The 21,278-nt window shown below is 30.9% G+C and carries 20 protein-coding genes and 2 pseudogenes; 14 read left to right on the top strand and 8 right to left on the bottom strand.

Annotated elements, in window-relative coordinates; genetic code table 11:
• Nucleotides 1-17: 17 nt before the first annotated feature.
• Complete coding sequence (locus N4A55_RS02500; protein WP_293753872.1) at nucleotides 18-182, top strand: hypothetical protein; 165 nt, start codon at nucleotides 18-20, stop codon at nucleotides 180-182.
• Nucleotides 183-326: 144 nt separating this feature from the next.
• Here N4A55_RS02500 and N4A55_RS02495 read toward each other — a convergent pair whose 3' ends face one another.
• The gene (locus N4A55_RS02495; protein ID WP_293753870.1) at nucleotides 327-743 is read right to left on the bottom strand and encodes a Fur family transcriptional regulator; all 417 of its coding nucleotides are present in this window, start codon (nucleotides 741-743) and stop codon (nucleotides 327-329) included.
• Nucleotides 744-1,031: 288 nt separating this feature from the next.
• Here N4A55_RS02495 and N4A55_RS02490 point away from each other — a divergent pair, with 288 nt between their 5' ends.
• A complete protein-coding gene (locus N4A55_RS02490; RefSeq protein ID WP_330666285.1) occupies nucleotides 1,032-1,508 on the top strand; it encodes a chemotaxis protein CheX in 477 nt (158 codons plus the stop codon).
• Between the two features lie 18 nt (nucleotides 1,509-1,526).
• Nucleotides 1,527-2,015, top strand: coding sequence for a tRNA (cytidine(34)-2'-O)-methyltransferase (locus N4A55_RS02485; RefSeq protein ID WP_293753868.1), 489 nt, complete (start codon nucleotides 1,527-1,529; stop codon nucleotides 2,013-2,015).
• Nucleotides 2,016-2,072: 57 nt separating this feature from the next.
• Here the strand turns inward: N4A55_RS02485 and gdhA are convergent, their stop codons facing one another.
• From gdhA to N4A55_RS02455, 6 genes are all read right to left on the bottom strand, one after another.
• Nucleotides 2,073-3,407, bottom strand: a complete 1,335-nt coding sequence (gdhA, locus tag N4A55_RS02480; protein WP_293753867.1) for an NADP-specific glutamate dehydrogenase — start codon at nucleotides 3,405-3,407, stop codon at nucleotides 2,073-2,075.
• Between the two features lie 609 nt (nucleotides 3,408-4,016).
• On the bottom strand, nucleotides 4,017-4,421 hold the full coding sequence (locus tag N4A55_RS02475) for a hypothetical protein (RefSeq protein WP_293753866.1): 405 nt from the start codon (nucleotides 4,419-4,421) through the stop codon (nucleotides 4,017-4,019).
• 92 nt (nucleotides 4,422-4,513) lie between these two features.
• Nucleotides 4,514-4,990, bottom strand: coding sequence for a cell wall hydrolase (locus tag N4A55_RS02470; protein ID WP_330666284.1), 477 nt, complete (start codon nucleotides 4,988-4,990; stop codon nucleotides 4,514-4,516).
• Nucleotides 4,991-5,094: 104 nt separating this feature from the next.
• Complete coding sequence (locus N4A55_RS02465; protein ID WP_293753865.1) at nucleotides 5,095-6,519, bottom strand: sensor histidine kinase; 1,425 nt, start codon at nucleotides 6,517-6,519, stop codon at nucleotides 5,095-5,097.
• Complete coding sequence (locus N4A55_RS02460) at nucleotides 6,519-7,202, bottom strand: response regulator transcription factor (RefSeq protein WP_293753864.1); 684 nt, start codon at nucleotides 7,200-7,202, stop codon at nucleotides 6,519-6,521. The genes N4A55_RS02465 and N4A55_RS02460 overlap by 1 nt, the downstream gene beginning before the upstream one ends.
• 13 nt (nucleotides 7,203-7,215) lie before the next feature.
• Nucleotides 7,216-9,597, bottom strand: a complete 2,382-nt coding sequence (locus N4A55_RS02455; RefSeq protein WP_293753863.1) for an endonuclease MutS2 — start codon at nucleotides 9,595-9,597, stop codon at nucleotides 7,216-7,218.
• 959 nt (nucleotides 9,598-10,556) lie between these two features.
• Between N4A55_RS02455 and N4A55_RS02450 the strand changes: the two genes are divergently transcribed.
• The 8 genes and pseudogenes from N4A55_RS02450 to N4A55_RS02420 all read left to right on the top strand — a co-directional run bounded on the left by N4A55_RS02450 (nucleotide 10,557) and on the right by N4A55_RS02420 (nucleotide 17,962).
• Complete coding sequence (locus N4A55_RS02450; protein WP_293753861.1) at nucleotides 10,557-11,666, top strand: M23 family metallopeptidase; 1,110 nt, start codon at nucleotides 10,557-10,559, stop codon at nucleotides 11,664-11,666.
• 71 nt (nucleotides 11,667-11,737) lie between these two features.
• Entirely contained in the window at nucleotides 11,738-12,160 is a 423-nt protein-coding gene (locus tag N4A55_RS02445) for a bactofilin family protein (protein WP_293753860.1), read from the top strand.
• Between the two features lie 251 nt (nucleotides 12,161-12,411).
• Nucleotides 12,412-13,848: a S1C family serine protease gene (locus N4A55_RS02440; RefSeq protein WP_293753859.1), complete on the top strand. Its 1,437-nt coding sequence runs from the start codon at nucleotides 12,412-12,414 to the stop codon at nucleotides 13,846-13,848.
• Nucleotides 13,849-14,080: 232 nt separating this feature from the next.
• Complete coding sequence (locus tag N4A55_RS02435) at nucleotides 14,081-15,022, top strand: 3'-5' exoribonuclease YhaM family protein (protein WP_293753857.1); 942 nt, start codon at nucleotides 14,081-14,083, stop codon at nucleotides 15,020-15,022.
• Between the two features lie 121 nt (nucleotides 15,023-15,143).
• Nucleotides 15,144-16,529, top strand: coding sequence for a 23S rRNA (uracil(1939)-C(5))-methyltransferase RlmD (gene rlmD, locus N4A55_RS02430; protein ID WP_293753856.1), 1,386 nt, complete (start codon nucleotides 15,144-15,146; stop codon nucleotides 16,527-16,529).
• A gap of 214 nt (nucleotides 16,530-16,743) precedes the next feature.
• Nucleotides 16,744-17,019, top strand: a complete 276-nt coding sequence (locus N4A55_RS02425; RefSeq protein WP_293753855.1) for a DUF6809 family protein — start codon at nucleotides 16,744-16,746, stop codon at nucleotides 17,017-17,019.
• A 12-nt stretch (nucleotides 17,020-17,031) separates the two neighbouring features.
• A pseudogene (locus tag N4A55_RS17005) lies at nucleotides 17,032-17,220 on the top strand (TnpV protein); the annotation flags it as partial.
• Between the two features lie 493 nt (nucleotides 17,221-17,713).
• Nucleotides 17,714-17,962: a hypothetical protein gene (locus tag N4A55_RS02420; protein ID WP_293753853.1), complete on the top strand. Its 249-nt coding sequence runs from the start codon at nucleotides 17,714-17,716 to the stop codon at nucleotides 17,960-17,962.
• Nucleotides 17,963-18,705: 743 nt separating this feature from the next.
• On the opposite strand, the gene N4A55_RS02415 is transcribed toward N4A55_RS02420, so the two are convergent.
• Complete coding sequence (locus N4A55_RS02415) at nucleotides 18,706-19,347, bottom strand: Crp/Fnr family transcriptional regulator (protein WP_293753852.1); 642 nt, start codon at nucleotides 19,345-19,347, stop codon at nucleotides 18,706-18,708.
• Between the two features lie 127 nt (nucleotides 19,348-19,474).
• On the opposite strand from N4A55_RS02415, the gene deoD reads away from it, so the two are divergent.
• From deoD to N4A55_RS02400, 3 genes and pseudogenes are all read left to right on the top strand, one after another.
• Nucleotides 19,475-20,173: a purine-nucleoside phosphorylase gene (deoD, locus tag N4A55_RS02410; protein WP_293753851.1), complete on the top strand. Its 699-nt coding sequence runs from the start codon at nucleotides 19,475-19,477 to the stop codon at nucleotides 20,171-20,173.
• A gap of 262 nt (nucleotides 20,174-20,435) precedes the next feature.
• Nucleotides 20,436-20,552 (top strand): annotated as a pseudogene (locus N4A55_RS02405) (IS3 family transposase); the annotation flags it as partial.
• A gap of 62 nt (nucleotides 20,553-20,614) precedes the next feature.
• Entirely contained in the window at nucleotides 20,615-21,244 is a 630-nt protein-coding gene (locus N4A55_RS02400; RefSeq protein ID WP_293753850.1) for a YczE/YyaS/YitT family protein, read from the top strand.
• Nucleotides 21,245-21,278 lie beyond the last annotated feature (34 nt).

Raw genomic sequence — 21,278 nt, 5'->3', positions numbered from 1 at the left:
AAGGATACAAGATAGAAATGTTTAGAAATAGAAGTGATAATAGAGAACAATATGAAAATACACTAACTAACCAAGCAGAATTCAAAACATGTGAAGTTGGAAAATGTAGAGATTTTAATAAAGTATTATTTAAAATATATGCATATAGTCCTAAACATTTAGTTAGTCACAGTATTGTATGATGGTATTTACACGGAAGAACTAGTCGACGTTCTGCATTAGCCATTTCTCAGTAAGTTAAAAACCTCCTAGATAATATTTATATTTACATTAATCTAGAAGGTTTTTAATTTTACACAAGATTAGTTATATGCTTGTCTATTTTACTACTTGTTCTTTTTACAATCTGCACATACCCCATAAAAAAATATTTTTTCATACATGATTTCAAAATCAGTATCTTCTTCGACATATTTCTTAAGATTCTCCAATTTCATAGTGTCCAAGTCAAAAACCTTATGACATTCTAAACATATCATATGTGGATGAGCTTTGACATTGGCATCATATCTAAAGCTGTCTTCTCCTACATTAAATTCTTGAATTAATTCTGCTTTTTTTAGAGTATCTAGAGTTTTATATACAGTAGCTAAACTCATTGTTGGATGTGTTTCTTGTAAGCATTTATAAATATGTTCTGCACTAGGATGCTCTTTGCTATCATATAATATTTTGAATATAGCAATTCGTTGAGGAGTAACTTTTAATTTGTGTGCTTTTAATAGCTCTGCTATATGTTGCATACTATAGTCTCCTTTCAATAATAATTATTATCTAGTAACTATTATACTATACTTATATAGTTTGTCAAGTTGAATAAAGGTATTTGAAATAGTTGAAATAATTGTTTTAGATGGATATAAAAGATTTAAATGTCATTTACCATAATTAGGCATATGAGCTTAAGAAGTATATGGTTGAACAAATAAGGGTAATATGGTAAAATATTTTTTATTGGAATATTTATTCAGATTTAGTATTTTGATATTTCTAACATAGATATGGACTAGAATTGAAAGGATGAATAGCATATGTCAGTAATAAATGTAGAATATATTAACCCATTTATTGGAGCGGCCCAAAAGATTTTAAAAGATGTATGTCAATTAGAAACTAAATTACAAAAGCCTTACTTAAAAGATGCAGAATATGAAGGAGACCTATTGGCTGTAATCATAGGTGTTACAGGTAATATAAAAGGACAAGTCATACTATCTCTTAATATTAGTACTGCATGTAATATAGCTTCTAAAATGATGATGGGTATGCCGGTTGAAGAATTAAATAATATGGCAAAAAGTGCTATTAGTGAATTATCAAATATGATACTAGGTAATGCGGCTACAGCATTATCAGAAAAAGGATTGACAGTTGATATAACTCCACCATCAATATGTTTAGGTAAAGATATGAATATTATGGTTAACCATTCTAAGAATATATGTGTGCCATTGAAGTTTTTTGACGATAGTCTTTTTGAAATTAATATATCAATAGTGGAAGAATAGAAAATAAGGTGAATTGAAATGAACATATTATTACATGAACCAGAAATACCATATAATACTGGTAATATTGGAAGAACCTGTGTTGCTTCAGGTACAGCTTTACACTTAATTAAACCTTTAGGTTTTTTTATTGATGAAAAATCTGTAAAAAGAGCAGGACTTGATTATTGGGATCAATTAGAGTTATATTTATATGAAGATTTTGATGACTTTATTAGTAAAAATCCTAACGCAACTATTTACATGGCAACCACTAAAGCCAAAAAAACATATGCAGAAGTTGAATACGAAAAAGATAGCTTTATCATGTTCGGTAAAGAAAGTGCCGGAATACCAGAAGATATTCTAGTTAGGTTTAAAGATACAAGTATTAGAATACCAATGGAACCTAACATTAGATCATTGAATTTATCAAATGCAGTTGCTATAGTATTGTATGAATCTCTAAGACAACAAAATTTTGCTCATATGCAATTAGAAGGACAATTAAGGAATTATAAATGGTAAAAAAATCTCCCTCCTGATTAACAGGTTGGAGATTTTTTTTGTTTTATTTAAATGTTTCTAAACAGTTCCTTGAGCATACATTGCTTGAGCTACTTTTAAGAAACCTGCTATGTTAGAACCAACTACGTAATTTCCTTCATCACCATATTCTTTTGCAGCAGTACTAATGCGAACGAAGATATTTTTCATAATGTCTTTTAATTTTTCATCTACTTCTTCAAAAGTCCATGATAAACGCATACTGTTTTGTGACATTTCTAGTGCAGAAACAGCTACACCACCAGCATTAGCTGCTTTTGCAGGAGCAAACATAATGTTATTTTCAAGGTATACATCAATTGCTTCTGGAGTTGATGGCATGTTAGCACCTTCTCCAACTGCTTTACAACCATTTGCTACTAAGAACTTAGCAGATTCTTCGTCTATTTCATTTTGAGTTGCACATGGTAAAGCAACATCACATTTGATAGTCCAGATACCTTTGCAACCTTCAAAGTATTTTGCATCTGGATGGTCTTTTACATATTCTTTGATACGTTTTCTTTCAACTTCTTTAATTTGCTTTACAGCATCTAAATCAATTCCATTAGGATCATGGATATATCCGTTAGAATCACTAAGAGCTACAATTTTTGCTCCTAATTCTATAGCTTTTTCAGTAGCATAGATAGCTACATTACCTGAGCCAGAAATAACAACTGTTTTATCTTTCATTGAATCATTATTGTGTTTTAAGATTTCTTCCATTAAGTAGATTAACCCATAACCTGTAGCTTCTTTTCTTGTTAAACTACCACCATATTGTAAGCCTTTTCCAGTTAAAACACCTTCATTAAGACCTTTGATTCTTTTGTATTGTCCATATAGATAACCAATCTCACGTGCTCCAACTCCAATATCTCCAGCTGGTACGTCAGTATATGCTCCTATGTATTTTGAAAGCTCAGTCATAAAACTTTGACAAAATCTTAGGATTTCATTATCTGATTTTCCTTTTGGATCGAAGTCGCTTCCGCCTTTACCACCACCGATTGGTAGTCCAGTTAATGAATTTTTGAATATTTGTTCGAAACCTAGGAATTTAATAATACTAGCGTTTACACTTGGATGGAATCTAAGACCACCTTTGTAAGGTCCGATTGCACTATTAAATTGTACTCTGAATCCACGATTGACCTGAGTATTACCTTTATCATCAATCCATGGTACTCTAAAAATGATGAATCTTTCAGGTTCGATAATACTGTTGACTACGCTTTCGTACTCTGGGTATTTATCCAATACAGGATCGATAGAAGCAAGAACTTCTTCTACTGCTTGCAAAAATTCTGGTTCATTTTGATTTCTCTTTTTAACTATTTCAAAAATGTGTTCAGTGTTGTTTAATTTCATAATATCACTCCTTAATGTATAAATATGCAATGGAATATGATTGTGGAATATATAAAAATTGCATAGTTTTTATTAGCTTTAAAAAAATTATATCATAAATTTCACTAGTTTAATAGGGCAATATGTAACTTTATTAAAATTTATATATTATTTTTAATTACTTAATCAAATGTTATGATGCAAGTTAGTAATAATATTGCATCATTAATGTAATGTTGGTGAATATGTACAAATATTATATAAAAAATACTATATAATTATGTATTTAAGTTAGAAATATGAAGATTTTTTAATCTTATAGAACTATAGATTTTATGGTAGGTATTATTAATGAAAATTAATTAAATTAAATAATGGTGGAGCTACAAGAGAATTATTTCTTGTACATGGAGTAGGAGATCAACTGATTTGTATAATTGGTCATTTGAGGGTTAGTTCAGATGGAGTAAACTATGTATACATTACATACTGCCCAAAATTATGTAGTCAGCTATAAATTAAAGATAATTAAAGATATACACAAAAAAGCTCCTATCTGTATTAGCAGATTGGAGTTTTGATTAGTTACATTAGTATATAATTATATAGGAAAATGCAAAATTATCTATATTAGTCGGGGATTTCAACAAATTTAATAGAGTATAGATCTCCAATTACATCTTCGCCGGTTTTAATGTCTCTTAGAACAATATGATCTACTCCTACTTCTTTTAGAATTCCATCTTTATCAATAAATGTACCCGTACCTAGTAGAAAATTTACTTTCATGAATTTACCTATTTTTGTTCTTAGATATCCTTGAAGGTATGCAGGATTAGTGATAATTGGGGGCAATGTTCTTGTAACATTGTTATTATTGCTGTTGGTATTATCATTATTTTTTTCAGTTGTACAAGTATTATTACGTATAGTTGTTTGTCTTGAGGGCATTTGCTTAGGATAGGGATATCCTCTTTTTTGTCTTAGGGGTGAACCATAGGTTGTTGGCATATATTGCTCATTATTTCTATTCATAAAAAACTCCTTTTATAGTTAATTATTTTTATGTGATACAGATATCTGCTAGTTATTATCTTGTGTGTTTTTAACTCTATAGTCTTAATTGTTTAAGTGTCTTTATATAAATCTGTGGGATCAAAGAAGCAATGTTTTCTTATTCTTGAATTATAAATTCCAGTTTCATTATAAGGGAAATATGGAGGACATTGAGGATCAAAAGGATTCATATACCATAAGGTAGAACCTATATTATACAGTTTATTACCTGCTAATGCCCAGTCTGCTATATCATAATGAATCTGCTCTGGAGGACTGGCCCATATAGTTTGAGGATTTGCTACACCACCTAATACTGTTCTTACACAATCAAATTGACCTGGTTGAAATATTACTTTACGTAAATCCCCTTGATTAACCCTCTGATACTCTCCTTCAGCTGCATGAACTCTATTCATTACTACTGTAGCAACTGCTTTCATTCCTGTTTCGCCTTCTCCTCCAGCTTCACATTTGATTATTCTTGCAAGTAATTCTCTAGCTGAATAAGCCATCTTTCCATACCTTTTTATTATACTTACTATCATTATATTAATACTTTATAAAAGTTGATACAGAATTTTCACATAAAAAACCACCTATTCATAAATACACTTTTTAAGGGTAGTTTATAAATAGGTGGTTATAATTATTATTTATTCTTAGATATAGTCAATGTGAAGACAAATTCAGTTCCAACATTTACTTTGCTGTTAACATTTATAGTTTCTCCATGAGCTGTAATTATTTCTTTTACAATAGATAATCCAAGGCCAGTACCTTTTTTATCTTCACCACGTGACCGGTCAGATTTATGAAACCTATTGAATATATATTTGATTTCATCTTCATTGATACCTGGACCATTATCTTTTATAGATATATTCACTTTATCCTTGAACTTTGTTGTTTCAATGGTTATTCTATCACCTTTATTACAGAATTTTACTGCATTATCAATGAGGTTATAGATAACTCTTTCGATTTTATCTTTATCAGCATACACTATGATCTGTTTTTCATCAATTAATAAAGTAATATGAATTTTTTTCTCTCTTATCTTACCTTCAAATTTGATTAATACTTCTCTAATCACAAAATGTATATCAAACTCTGTATAATTAAGCTGTAATCCATTGTTTTCAAGCTTTGTAAGTAATAGAATTTCATTAGTCAAGTTACTAAGTCTATTAGTCTCATCTAAGACTATGTTAAGATATTTGTCTTGATTTTCATGAGGTATAGTACCGTCTAATATAGCTTGTACAAAACCTTTTATTGACGTTAATGGTGAACGGAAATCATGAGAGATGTTAGCTATGAAGCTCCTGCGCATTTCTTCTAACTTTCCTAATTCAGCAGCCATAAAATTCAGATTTGTAGCAAGTTCTCCTATGTCGTCATTGGTATTTATTACGATTCTACTCTCAAAATTTCCATTAGCTATTGATCTTGCGGTTCTATTCATCTGTTGGAATGTTTTTGTAATTCTTCTTGAGAATAAATACATTAACATGATGGAAAATACTAATGAGAATAGTAAGCATATAATAGTAAGATTAAAGAAATAATTAGCTGTTTTCTTGACAGCAGGGTAGGGTGAGTGCATAACTATTATTCCTTTAATGTCATTGTTCATCTTTATAGGAACAATGACAGTTATAAGTGGAGTAGAGGACAAACCATAGAAATCTCCTTTTAAGGTAACAATTTCACCTTTTTTAGCCTTATCAATGCTAGGATTATCTACAACTAGTTTTTCAAATGAATTAACACCTTTTTCTGAATCTATCTGAACTGTACCATCATTAGATAATATCCATATCCTGGAACCAATATTATTACTCATGACTACAATCTGATATTCAAAATTTAGAGCTGCCATTTTGGTTTGATCATAGTATGCGGCCAAATATCCTTCACTTATAGCTTCTCCAACATTAATCATATTCTTTTTTTGGTCGTTGATAAAAAAAGATTCAATAATGTTAGTTAATAAAGTTGTTAATAGCATAAATATAATTAGTGTCAATATTGCATATATTAAGAAGAATTTATTAACAAATGATTTGAACATCACTTCACCTCAAATTTATATCCTATACCCCAAACAGTTTTGATACCCCAATAATCTGTTTCTTTTATTTTTTCCCTTATCCTTTTTACATGAACATCAACAGTTCTCGTGTCCCCAATGTATTCATAACCCCATATTCTATCTAATAGTTGTTCTCTAGTAAACACTTGATTAGAATTGGAAGCTAGGAAATATAGAAGTTCCAGCTCTTTTGGCGGCATCTCAATTTTCTTATCAAAATATATAACTGTATAGTTAGATAAATTGATTGTAAGATTAGGTACTACCACTTGTTTATTCTTATCATCCCATGGTTGATATCTACGAAGAACTGCTTTTACTCTTGCTGTTAGTTCTTTTGTATCAAAAGGCTTTACCATATAATCGTCTGCACCTAACTCTAGGCCTAATATCTTATCAAAAGTTTCTCCTTTCGCAGTTAACATGATTATAGGGATATTGCTTATTTTCCTTATTTCTTTACATATATCATAACCATCCATTCCTGGAAGCATTAAATCTAATATTACTAAATTAGGTGCAAATGTCTGAAAAGTTTTTACTGCATTATTACCGTTATGAACGAATTTAGTTAAATAACCTTCTTTGTTAAGGTATAGAGATATTAACTCTGTTATATTTGGATCATCATCAACTATGAGTATTTTTTGTTTTGATTCCATACTATCTACCTCCTTATTTGAATTCAACTATTGTTACACCAGATTCGCCTTCGCCGTAGTTACCGATTCTAAATGATTTCACATACTTAATTTTTCTAAGGAATGTATGGATTGCTGTTCTAAGAGTACCGGTTCCTTTTCCATGTATAATAGTTATTTGTGGAAGGTGAGACAAATATGCATCATCAAGAAATTTGTCTAGTTCACCTAATGCTTCTTCAACACTTCTTCCACGAACATCATATTCAGGAGAGATTGACATGGATTTGGATGAAATGTTATTTTTATTTTTTGGTACTTTTTTATAATTTACTTCTGCACTTTTAACATAACTTAGATTTTTAATGTTGACTTTTGTCTTCATGATGCCTAATTGAACCTGAACATCTCCCTTAGCATTAGGAGACTCTAGAACAGTTCCTTTTTGGTTAAATGTTGACACAAAAACAGTATCTCCTGCTTTTAGATCTTTTGGAGATTTAGTATTAGCTTTTTTCGTCTTTATACATGTTGATAAATCTTTTTCTAAAGAAGATATAGATGAACGAAGTTTACTTCTCTGCATTTCCATTTCTTTGGAGTTATCAGAGTTGGTACGAAGCTTATTCATGCTTTTTATTATGTTATCTGCATCTTCTTTTGCATTATTAAGTAGTTTATATGCTTCTTCTCTTGCTTCGGTAAGTATTTTGTCTTTTTGTTTCTGAATCTTTTCACGTTGTATTATAACTTTGTTTTTCAATTCTTCAGCTTCTTTGCTGTATTTCAATGCTTTTTCTTTTTCCATTATTGTAGTTTTTTTGCTTATCTCAAGTTCTGTAATAAGGTCTTCGAATCTTATTTCCTTATGTTCTAATAATTGTTTTGCATCTTCTATTATATTATCGGTTAATCCTAATCTTTTTGATATGGCAAAAGCATTACTTTTACCAGGGATACCTATAAGCAATTTGTAAGTAGGTCTTAATGTTTTGACATCAAATTCACAACAAGCATTTTCCACACCTTTTGTAGATAGAGCATATACTTTTAACTCGCTATAGTGGGTAGTAGCTATAGTAAGAACATTCTTCTTATGAAGATTTTCTAGAATAGCCATAGCTAAAGCGGCTCCTTCTGTAGGGTCTGTACCAGCTCCTAATTCATCAAATAGAACTAATGAATTATAGGTAGCATTTTGTAGGATGTCAATTATATTAGTCATATGGGATGAAAAGGTACTAAGAGATTGTTCAATGCTCTGTTCATCTCCGATATCAGCGAATAAATCATCAAAAATTGTAAGCTCAGATTTGTGGGAAGCAGGAATATGCAGACCTGCCTGTCCCATTAATGTTAATAGCCCTACTGTTTTTAATGTTACAGTTTTACCTCCTGTATTAGGTCCTGTAATCATGAGCGTTGTAAACTCTCTACCTAAATGTATGTCTATAGGAACAACAGTATCTTTATCAAGTAATGGGTGACGTCCTTTTTTTATGTTTATATATTTATCATTGTTAAAAATGGGTTCTGTACCACCTAAGGATATTGATAATTCACCTTTTGCAAAAATGAAATCTATTTCTGTCAATATTTTCAAGTCACTAGCTAATTCTTCCTTATGTTCAAAGCACATTGAACTAAGGATAGTTAATATTTTCTCTATCTCTTGCTTTTCCTTTGTGAAGAGTTCTTTTATTTTATTATTCAATTCTACAACAGACATAGGTTCTATAAATAATGTAGAGCCTGAAGCTGACTGGTCATGTATCATACCTTTGAAGCTACCACGATATTCTTGTTTAACAGGAACACAATACCTATCGTTACGTAAAGTGATTATTGGATCTTGGAGCATATTTTTATAAGTACTTGATGTAATGATTTTGTTAAGGTGCTCTTTGATCTTACCATTGGATACCTTCATCTGTCGTCTTATATTATATAATTCATGGCTTGCATCATCAGATATTTCTTCTTCAGAAATAATACATCTAGTTATTTCCTTATATAATGGATTAAGTACTTCTATAGCATCAAATAAACCATATAAGGTGTCTAGATTATTAGCTGTATTAGAATCTTTTGCTGATTTTGCATATGATTTTACATGTCTGGATACTCTTAGTACTTCCCCGATATTCAATAGCTCTATCTGTGAAAGGTCACCACCTATAGCTAATCTTTTAATGGATGAACGAATATCCTTAAGTCCACCCAATGCTAATGAGCCTCTTCTTAATATCATAGTTGCTGCTTCAGAAGTTTCTTTTTGTTTGGTTCTAATAGTATCAATGTCACAGTATGGAATTAAAGAAGATGATAGTTCTTTTCCCATTCTGGATGAAGTTTTACTTATTAACTGTTCTATTATTTTATTATATTCTAATGTTTTTAAAACTTTAGTATTCATTTTAACCACCTTATTATTATTATTATTTAGGTATCTTACATATGATAGGATTCATTTATATTTTACATCAATATGGTCTATTTTAAAAGTTAAAACTGATTATTTCCCTTATATAGTACAGCATATCGTACGGGAGCATGTCAAGTCATATAAAACATTACCCTCTATATACTCTTTAACGACTTTTGAATTTGTCTTATGGTAATACATAATTATATTGTACCTTTCGGGTTGTATGAAATTTACTCAAAAACAAGATGAACATAATATATATGAAACATCAGATAATTTAAGTACCCAAGTTCAGAACAAAAAACAGATTTTTTATATCCTGTAATTTATGATAATATACATGAGTTAAATAATGCTATCTTAAAAGAAATTGTACAGAGCTATTTTCTAGTTTTTGGTTTTGATATGTCTTTTAATGAGGATATAGCGATATAATCAACCATTCCTTTTCTTGGTTTCATCTACTAGAACCAATGTCGGCAACCTCAGCTTGTGAGCCTTCTGCGTAGCAGGGCAAGGGTATAGAACAGATAAATATGAAAATTACACTGATGTCTTGAGTGATGTGATTTTACAGGGAGTCAATGCAATTATAAATGACCTTAAATAATGATTCACTAAATAATTTTAAAATGCTAACTACATTTAAAATGAATATAAAGGGAGTAAGATGACTTTCCAGTTAACGTATCAACTCTTCTCATTTCTGTATTGTAGAATTTCACTGCATAATCTAAATTATTTTACCTATTACTTCAGTGGCTTGATACGTAGAATAGGTATCAGCGTCTCTTAAAGCAGTATTTTTTATTTTAATATAATACTAAAATTTTAAATTTATATTACAAATATATTAAAAAATATGTTATAATGTATTTGGCTAAAGTAGAAAATATACCAATTATATACATAAAATAACAAGATACTGTTAAAGGTGGGGATAAAAAATGAATTGGGGGACTAGGCATAACGTTAAAGAGCATAAAATCAAGAGCCGTAAATATATAACTTTTGTTATAATTCCTGATCCTACCAAAAGCCCTAAGACCATTAAGATTCCAAAATGGATTAGGTTCCCTCTATTTGCTTGTGTTATTTCTGTAATAATATGGGTACTGGTAACAATGACAAATGTAGCTGATGTTCAAAACAAAATGGCAACTGCTAATCTCAATCTTCAAACAAATACATACGAGAATAGTGATAAAGATGCAAAGATCAAGGAATATGAAGTAGAAGAAGCTGAAAGGTTTTCCAAGTTAGATGATCTACAGGAATTATATACACAGATTCAAAACAAGCTTCAAGAATTAGAAGATCAAAAACAGGATATTGATTCTAAGCTTAATGGTACTAAGAAAACTACTGACAGCAAGCCTATAGGTTCCATAGATAGAAAAGCTTCGGCTGAACCTTTGGTAGCTGAATTTTCAGCATCAAGAAGTACTAATATAACTGCATCTTTAGATTTATTACCCATAAATAGCCAAGAAGATAAGTCTGATAGGGCAAAGCAGATAATATCTGTAGAGGAAGATTTTCAAACTAAAGCAGAAGATTTAATAAATAAACTTCAAGAGACAATGAAATTGATTGACAGTGAAACTAATACATATAATGAACTTAATGATAAAGTTGATGAGATAATCCCTTATTGGGAAGCTTATCCTTCAATGTTGCCTGTTAAAAATACGTGGGTAACAAGTCCATATGGTTGGAGAAAAAATCCTTTTGGACGCAAAGCCTTTGAATTTCATAGAGGTGTAGACTTAAAAGCTAGTTATGGAACAAGCGTATATGCTACTGGTAAAGGAACCGTTGTTTTTTCAGGATATGACGGTATATATGGAAGATTGGTAATTATTGACCATGGATATGGTATTACTACCAAATATGCGCATAATTCCAAATTATTAGTTAAAAAAGGTGACAAGGTAAAACGTGGAGATAAAATAGCAAAATCAGGAAGTACTGGCAGAAGCAGTGGACCTCACGTTCATTATGGAGTTCTTATAAATGGTGAAACACAAAATCCAATGGATTATATATATAAATGAAAATAATTATATTTAATTAACAAAATTTAATTACAAAAATTTATTCGAATTTGTATCAAAGGAGAGTTGAAATGATTAAGCAAAAGAAACAAGCAACTTATGATAAACCATCTACTATAATAGGAAAAGATACAATATTAGAAAATTCTACATTAAAATCCAAGAGTTCAGTACAGATAAATGGTAAGTACTATGGAGATATGAAAGTTGAAGCTAGTTTAGCTATTGGGGAAACTGGATATATTAAAGGTAATATAGAAGCAGATTTTTTGTTGGTGGCAGGTAAGATTGATGGTAACTTGAAGATTACAGGTCAGCTTCACCTGACTAAAACAGCGAAAATAACAGGAGATATTAATACAGCTAGTATCATTATTGATGAAGGTGCTCATATAGATGGTAAATGCAGTATGTCAAATGTAAAAAATAATGTTAATCAAATTGTAAATAATAAAGATAAGTCAATTGAAAATAAAAACAAAGATAATAAATAATATTATATTAAAGTTCAATAATAACTAATTTATCCAGATTGTCTAAGTATATTGCTTAGATGGTCTTTTTTATTGTTATTTAACATAATGCTAAATTATTCAAAATTATTAACAAAGAGTTCATATTTTATTCAAAGAAAATGAGTATAATCTTATTATAGAATATATGATTAACCAACTTGGAAGAATTATACTTAGAAAAAAATGCAATGATTAGGTTAATCTAAAAATAAAGATTTGGAGGAATATATATGGATGAATTCAAAAGATATGATGAGAATGGAAATGAAATCAATGGTAACGAAAATAATACTAATAATTTAGAAGGAAATGATTATGATGATATTATAGAAACAACTATTATCAAAAGTCATATCAACGAAAGTAATAATAGCAACTTATCAATGGATGAACATAATCAAGCTTATTCAAATCAATGTTTTCAAGAAAGAATAAAAAATGAAGAGAGAAAAGTTCGTAAAAGAAATTTTACTTGGAAAAAGGTGATAGCAAGTGTTTTAGTAGCAGTTCTTCTAGGAGGAGCATTCCAAATAGGTATGGTAGTTACTAAACCATTTTTTGAAAAATATGTAGGTTCAACAATATCTCAAAAAGATGATTCAAATCAATTTTCTTTTGGAGATACAAGCAATACAACTACTTTATCTGAAGATCTAAAGGAAGTAAGTAGTGAGTATACTTCCATAATTAATGAAAAATATAAATCACCAGTTGTTGCAATAGCGGAAAATATGAAACCTTCAATAGTGACAATTACAAGTGTTGTCACTGCTAAAGATTGGTTTAACAATCAATATGAACAAGAAGGAACTGGCTCAGGTATAATATTTGGAGAAAACAAAGATGATATATATATTGTAACTAATCAACATGTTATAGATGGCGCTAGAAATGTTGTGGTAACTTTTTTCAATTCTGAAAATATCAATGCAAAAGTTGTTGGTTATGAAAGAGATTATGATCTAGCAGTTCTATCTGTAGCAAAAAAGGATATGAAAAATGAATTATTGAATAGTATTAAAATTGCTAAGTTAGGTGATTCTGCCAAGATAAAGGTTGGAGAACTAGCAGTTGCTATAGGTAACCCTCTTGGAAAACAATATAGTAATACTGTTACAGTAGGATATATTAGTGCTATTAACAGAACATTAGAATCTACTGATAAGAGTTTGCCACTTATTCAGACTGATGCAGCAATCAACCCAGGTAATAGTGGTGGAGCATTAGTTAATGCACAGAGTGAAGTTATCGGTATCAATAGTTATAAATTAGCTTCTACAGATATAGAAGGTATGGGATTTGCTATACCAGTCAATGAAGCAAAACCTATTATTGAAGACATTGTTAATCAAAAAGATAGACCAGCATTAGGTATTAGAGGTATTGACGTTACCGAAGAAATGGGTGATTTCTATGGATTACCTATAGGAATACTAGTTAAAGAAGTAACAGAAGGCAGTGGTGCCCAAAAAGCTGGACTTAGATCACAAGATATTATATTTGAATTTGGTGGAGCCAAAATCTTTAATTTTGAAGATTTACAAAAGGAAATTGAAAAATATGAAGTGGGAGACACTGTATCAGTAAAAGTAGCAAGAAAAACAAACAAAGGTTTTAAAAAGGTAGAACTTAATGTGAAACTAACTGATAGACAAAGTATTATGTAATTATTGATAACGGGCTTTGATTATATATAAATACAATAATCAAAGCCTTTTTTAAATTATTATAAAAGAAATCGTGAGTTTCTTTTTTTTTTATATAAAATAGGGTATAATGTAAGATGAATGTTTGGAATAAAATAATACTAAGTTTAAGGTTATTAATATATCTTATTGATATATTGGATAGTATATAGATTATGATATAAATTGATGGTGGTTTTGAAAGGAGTAATATATGCGTTACATAGTAGACATGAAAGAAGGAGAACAAATACAAGACCATTACTTGTGTGTTAATAAGCAAGTATTGAAAACAAGAGCTGGTAAAACTTACTATTCTCTAAAATTACAAGATAAAACAGGTGTAGTAGATGCTAAAATATGGGATTTAAATGATGGTATTAATGATTTTAATGAGCATGAGTATATTAAAATCGATGCTTTGGTTATAACATTCCAAAACTCCATACAGCTTAATATAAGAAGATTGAGAAAAAGTAGCGAAGGAGAGTATGACCCAAGAGAGTATATTCCAGTTTCCAGCAGGGATATTAATGAGATGTATTCTGAATTACTCACATTTGTTAATGATATAGATAACAAATATCTTAGCGTTTTAGTTAAGAAATTTTTTGTTGAAGATAGGGAGTTCATTAAAACCTTCAAAGAACATACAGCAGCGAAAACAATGCATCATAGTTATCTAGGAGGTTTACTAGAGCATACTCTTTGTGTACTCAATATGTGTAAATTCTTTGCTAGTAATTATAAAGTGATTAATAAGGACATATTATATACTTCTGCATTGTTCCACGATATAGGAAAGATAAAAGAGTTATCAAAATTCCCTATTATCGAATATACTGACCCTGGTCAATTATTAGGGCATATAATGATATCTACTGAGTGGGTTTCAGATAGAATCAAAGAGATTCCTGGTTTCCCAGGGGATTTAGCTTACATGGTAAAACATTGTATCTTAGCTCATCATGGAGAATTGGAATATGGTTCACCTAAGAAACCACAAACAATAGAAGCACTTGCTCTACATTTTGCAGATAACTGCGATGCAAAACTAAGAACATTTTCTGATCTATTAGAAACAAGTGATGTGGAAGATAATTGGTTAGGTTGGCAGAGAATCTTTGATTCTAATGTTAGAAGAACTAGATATTAATTAGTAAAAAATAAATTCTATGAGGGGCTTTCTCATAATACATTTCTTTAACTTAGAGAAAAGCGTATTATTGTATTATGGGAATGCCCTTTTTATATTAAAGTATAGAGGATGAATAATCATGAAGGCAAAAAATGTTGAGTTACCCGTAGTTAAGAATGAGTATTATGAAATGGTTATAGATGATCTAGGTATAAATGGTGAAGGTATAGGTAAGATAGATGGCTATACGCTATTTGTTGATGGAGCATTGCCACAAGAGAAAATCAAGGTAAAAGTAATTAAGACAAAAAAGAATTTTGGGTTTGGAAAATTAATTAATATCTTAGAACCTTCAATTCATAGAATTGACCCTGTGTGTGATATAGCAAAACGATGTGGCGGATGTCAGTTACAGCATTTATCCTATGAGGGCCAACTAAGTTATAAACAAAAAAAGGTGCAAGATATTATTGAAAGAATTGGTGGTATAACTGATATAAAAGTTAACAAAGTGATAGGTATGGATAAGCCTTATTTCTATAGAAACAAAGTACAATTTCCTGTAGGAAGCATGGGAGATGATTCTGTCAATATTGGATTTTATGCTATGAGAAGTCATAATATAATATCTACAGATAGATGTTATATACAACAGCCGATAAATAAGGACATTATTAGTGTTATTAAAAAGTATATGTTGATGAATAATGTAAGACCATATAATGAAGTAAGTCATAAGGGTTTTGTTAGACATATTGTTACTAGAGTAAGTTTTCATACGAAAGAGATTATGGTAGGGGTTGTAATTAATGGTAATAAGTTGCCTAATAGTGATGAACTGATCAATAATCTTAGAAAAATAGATAATGTGGCTAGTATATTTATTAGTGTCAATAAAGATAAAACTAATGTTATCATGGGTAATAAAATAAAGATGTTATGGGGCAAACCTTATATAACTGATTATATTGGAGAAGTTGCTTATAATATTTCGCCTTTATCTTTTTATCAAGTGAATCCTGTACAGACTGAGAAGTTGTATAGTAAGGTATTAGAGTTTGCAGATTTGTGTGGAAATGAAGTAGTTTGGGATGCTTATTGTGGTATTGGTACGATATCATTGTTTTTAGCAGATAAGAGTAAGAAGGTTATGGGAGTAGAGATAGTTTCAGAAGCTATAGAGGACGCTAAGAATAACGCTGAGCTTAATAACATAAGTAATACTAAATTTTATGTTGGTAAGGCTGAAGAGGTTATTACAGAAAAGTATAACGATGGTGTTAGGGCGGATGTTATAGTGGTTGATCCACCTAGAAAAGGTTGTGATAGTGAGTTGTTGGAGACTATTATAAAGATGAAGCCAGAGAAGGTTGTGTATGTGTCATGTGATCCTGCGACTATGGCTAGAGATATTAAAGTGCTTGGTGAAGGCGGTTATAGGGTTAAGGAAATTCAGCCGGTGGATATGTTTCCGCAGACTGTGCACGTCGAGACAGTGACAGTACTCTATCGTCAAGACTCTTAATAATCAAGGAATTTACACACTTCTGCGATTATTGTACCTTTAGTACTGACATAGCAAATTTCAGAAATATCGAGAGATTACGGTGCGTGTTGCTATCAAAATAGGTACTGAGTAGATATGTTCAGTCAGTACTGAACTATGGTAGGGCGTGAGTGGATATAAGGATGTTTTTGTTTGGATTACCTTTTAAATAAAAATAAGAAAGGTGATTTGGATGAAACGTATGTTAGAAATGTTGTATTATGGTGAAATTTATAGAAATGAAGAGGATTTCCCAAAAGGAGAAAAATTTGAAAAGATTAATGTGAAAGTTGGTCTAGAAAATGATTTTACAAGTAGACTAGGTAAAGCTGAATTTAGGCTTTATGATGAACTACTGACTACACGTAATGAAAGAGATTCCTATTATTATCTTGAAACCTTCATAGAAGGCTTTAAAATTGGAGCTAGGATGATAATGGAGAGTAAGTTTAAGCCTGTGGAATTGTAGTATGAAGAGGTTGATGGGATATTATATCCTAAGATTCAGATTTCTAATGATGTTAAATATGATGAAATGCCACTTGGGAAGTATGGGAGAATGAGACTCAGGTATCTTAAAGAGTATAAGGCTTATATTTATATCAAATATCATGAATTGATATATCATTATAAACACCGCCTAGTGCTAGTAAATTTAAATATAATATAGTTAGAGTATATACAAAAATATTGTAAACATTAGCATAAGATAATAAAAAATTAGAATTAGATACAGGTTACATTTTATAACAAGTAAGACTATGATAAAATAAAACTGAGGACATAGCACTAATCCTCAAAAAAATAAAATAATCTTAACCAGAGGGATTACATATAATATGTAACCCTAATAGCATGCCATTTACCCAATCGTATCAAGAGAACTATTTGACAAATGCCAAGAAATTAGAAAAAGAAGAAACGTCAATAAAACCCAAGGCAGAATAGACAGATACAGCAGGCAATACACCTTCAGCAGTAAAATAAAATGTGGTTTCTGCCAAGGTGGAGTAGAAAGAAGAGCATGAAATGCAGGCACTAAAAATAGTAAAGTAGTATGGCATTGCATACTATCAAGCAAACATGGCAAGAAAAACTGTCCAGACAGTAAAGGAATACATGAAAAAATCATAGAAGAAGCCTTTGTTAAATGATTCAATGAAATGTGTAAGAATAACAAAAAAATACTAGAAGATTTCCTAGCAACAGTACAAGAAGCATTAAATCAGCAGATAAACGAACTCAGAATAACAGCAGATGAAGAAATAGCCATATCCGAGAAAATTAAAGAATTTAGAAAGCTATTCAAAGACAACAAGATACTGAAAGAATTTGACAAAGAAATATTTGACTCCGTTATAGATTACATCATATTAGGTGGAACAGATGAAAAAGGAAACAGGAAAAGCTAATACTGCTTTTATTTTTCTAGTACCATAGTTGTTTTTACTATCTTTAAATATTCTAATAATTTTATTTTCAAGCTCTGTGTTATTTTTTCTTAATTTCTTTTTATAATAGATTAAGCTTCTAGGGATTTTCAAAACTCTACACATAGCGCTGATGCTGTACTCAGGCGTTCTATTGTCTTTAGCTTTAAAGGATCCAGTATTATCATAATCGGATACCCATTTATTAATAGTTGATTTTGCGACATCATATTCTCTAGCTAATTGAGTTACGCCTTTTCCACTTTTTCTAAGAGCTACTATGTTGCTTTTTAAACTTATCTGTATAATTCTTGCTTTTTCTTGGCATGATATTTACCTTAGTATAGCCTTTCTTAAAAGATTTCTCATGCGCTAAGAAAAGAACTTCATATAGAATTTAGATAAGCGAATTCGACTGCCATCGTGCAGTCGTTTTTATAGCTTAATATAGGTGTTTAGATATTAATGATAAAATAATAAAAAAATCTTGACATTAATACAAGCGATCGTATCATAACGCACACAGTCTAGATACAATCAATGAGGCTATAGGAGGATCTTATACGACTTACTTGTAGATAAAAGACAAGATATTGAGCTTAACAGCATATAAATTGGTGCTGGCAGTTGTCCAAACATTGGGGTGCTGCCAGCATTCATTTTGCATCAAGAGAGGTGCTTTCCAAGTTGGGGTGAGATTCAAAACAGGGTGCGCTTGTAGTTGACTACATATTAAAGTTTAGAGAACCTATTGAATCTTCAAGTGATTTGAGGTTAATAATATGAAATGTCTTGCTGTTATATTCAAGGATTCCTTCCTCATAACAATCTTGAATAATTCTATTTAAGCTTCTTCGAGGTGTACAAACTTCATTTATTAACATTTCTTTAGTCAATGATGTTAGTGTTCCTGATTTATGATGCTGATATATACTAAGCAACACTCTTTCTTTTATCGTCATAGTCGACAAAATGGATGCAAGAGCATTTGCCTGCCTGAAACAAGAAGACAGAAGTTTAATAATATACAAGTTAAATTGAAAGTCTTCCTCCATCCATTGAAGCACAAATTTCCGTTGTACAACAATGACTTGACAATCAGTTTTTGCAATGACACTTTGTGTTTTAAGCTGATCGTCAAAAAGCTCAAGAACACCAAACGTATCAGGAGCAGTATGTAATCGTAGTGATATATTTTTACCTTGGTGACTCTGCATGCTTACTTCGGCTATACCTTCTGTAAGGAGAAATAAACTGGTATTTGATTCTCCTGGAAAGAGAATATGGCGTCCCTTTTCATAATACCGTGTGGTAAGCAGTGGTTTGATATTTATAGGGGCGTGGTCGATCAGGGCTGAAAGTGACATTAGCAGGACCTCCTTTTAGTACTTTATAAGTAAAATTATAACATATTTACCAAACGGGTCAAATGACCTGTTTATTGGCATAAGAATAAGTGATAATAAATCTAAGAAGTTTATAAGGAGGCATTTTATGAGTACACACATTAACGCTAAACTGGGGGCAGTGGCGGAAAAGGTATTGTTACCAGGCGACCCATTAAGAGCAAAGTTTATTGCTGATACATTCCTGGAAGATGTTATTTGCTACAATGAAGTCAGAGGTATGTACGGCTATACTGGTACATATAAAGGGAAAAGAGTCTCGGTACAAGGGACGGGCATGGGAATTCCTTCTGCGTCAATCTATATTAATGAACTGATCGATGACTACAATGTGGAGTCAATGATTCGTGTAGGTACATGTGGAGCTATCCAAGAAGATGTGAAAGTTCGTGACCTGATTATTGCAATGGGTGCATGCACGAATTCAAATATCAATAAGAAGACGTTTGGTAATCTGGATTATGCAGCAATAGCTGATTTTGAACTTTTAAAAGCAGCTTATGACAATAGAGAAATTGCCAATGTGAATACACATGTTGGTAATATTGTTTCAAATGATTCTTTCTATGACGGTGATAAAAATGACATTGAGAAGTTGAGATCACATGGTGTCTTGGGAATAGAAATGGAAGCTGTTGCCTTGTATACAATTGCTGCTAGAAAAAAAGTAAAAGCTCTTTGTCTCTTAACAGTAAGCGATTCATTGGTGACATTTGAAGAAACATCAGCAGAAGAACGTCAAAAAACGTTCATAGATATGATGAAAATAGCTTTGGAAATTATATAGCCATGCCTTTTTGTTCATATTTGGTATAGGAATGAGTCAAATTGAGCTTAGACATAACTGTATTAGGTGGAAAGTTTTCTGAGTCAAAGAATGATGGATAATTTATATGACAGAAATTGTGAAACGAACGGCCTTACGTTTTGTAAGGTCGTCTTTTTTGCTTTTAAGATTGATTTGAATAAAATGATTATGGATAGGTTATAATAAATTATACAATAATTAAAATTATTAGAATATTTGAAGAAAGTAAAACAACCATGGTACTATAAAACAATATAAAGTACATAAATCAACTTGTAATAATGATAAAACAGAAAACATTGTAAATAGAGAAGATTTGGATGTAGTTATAAGTGACTTAACATATATTAATGTTAAGTGAAACGGGTCAAATGACCTGTAAACTGTAATCAAAAAATATAATAATAAAGGAAGATCATCTTGAAAGGAGAGCAAATTATGTATTATCGTTGGATGAAGTATTGGTTAGGATTGATTATTATGGGTATGGGGGTGTCTCTTGTCGTCAGTGCAAACTTGGGAACTGATCCGATATCAACAATTATACTGGGGGTAGCCAATGCGGGCGGTCTGAGCTTTGGTATTGCATCCCAGATTCTACTCATCATCGTAGTTGCTATAGTATATTTCATTGACAAGTCTAGGTTAAAAGTTGGGACGTTGGTTCATGCCATAGCGAGTGGTTCTATTATTGGACTGTGTCTTAAATTACAAATAACTACAGAGCATTTGCCTATAAGAATATCATTACTTGTGAGTGGGGCTATTGTTTTAAGTGTTGGGATTGCAATATACATTTCCTCTAGTCTTGGTGAAGGTGCATTTGATGCATTGATGATGGGGGTACATAATCGATTTGGGCTAAATGTTGGTGTCGTTAGGGTATTTCAGGATGTCGTCCTTACAGCTATTGGATTTATTTTGGGTGCTAAAGTTGGTGTGGGTTCAATATTTATGGTATTAGTAACTGGACATATGATTGGATTCGCCTTGAATGGGATCTCTGTGATAGAAAACAGAAAGAAGAAGACAGCTGGTTTTGCAGGATAATTGTATTATGAACATAATAAGAATAGTATTTAGA

Source organism: Vallitalea sp. (genome assembly GCF_025211055.1).
Classification (GTDB): domain Bacteria; phylum Bacillota; class Clostridia; order Lachnospirales; family Vallitaleaceae; genus Vallitalea.
Note: the sequence above shows the minus strand (reverse complement) of the source record. Positions and strands in the feature narration are given on the sequence as shown.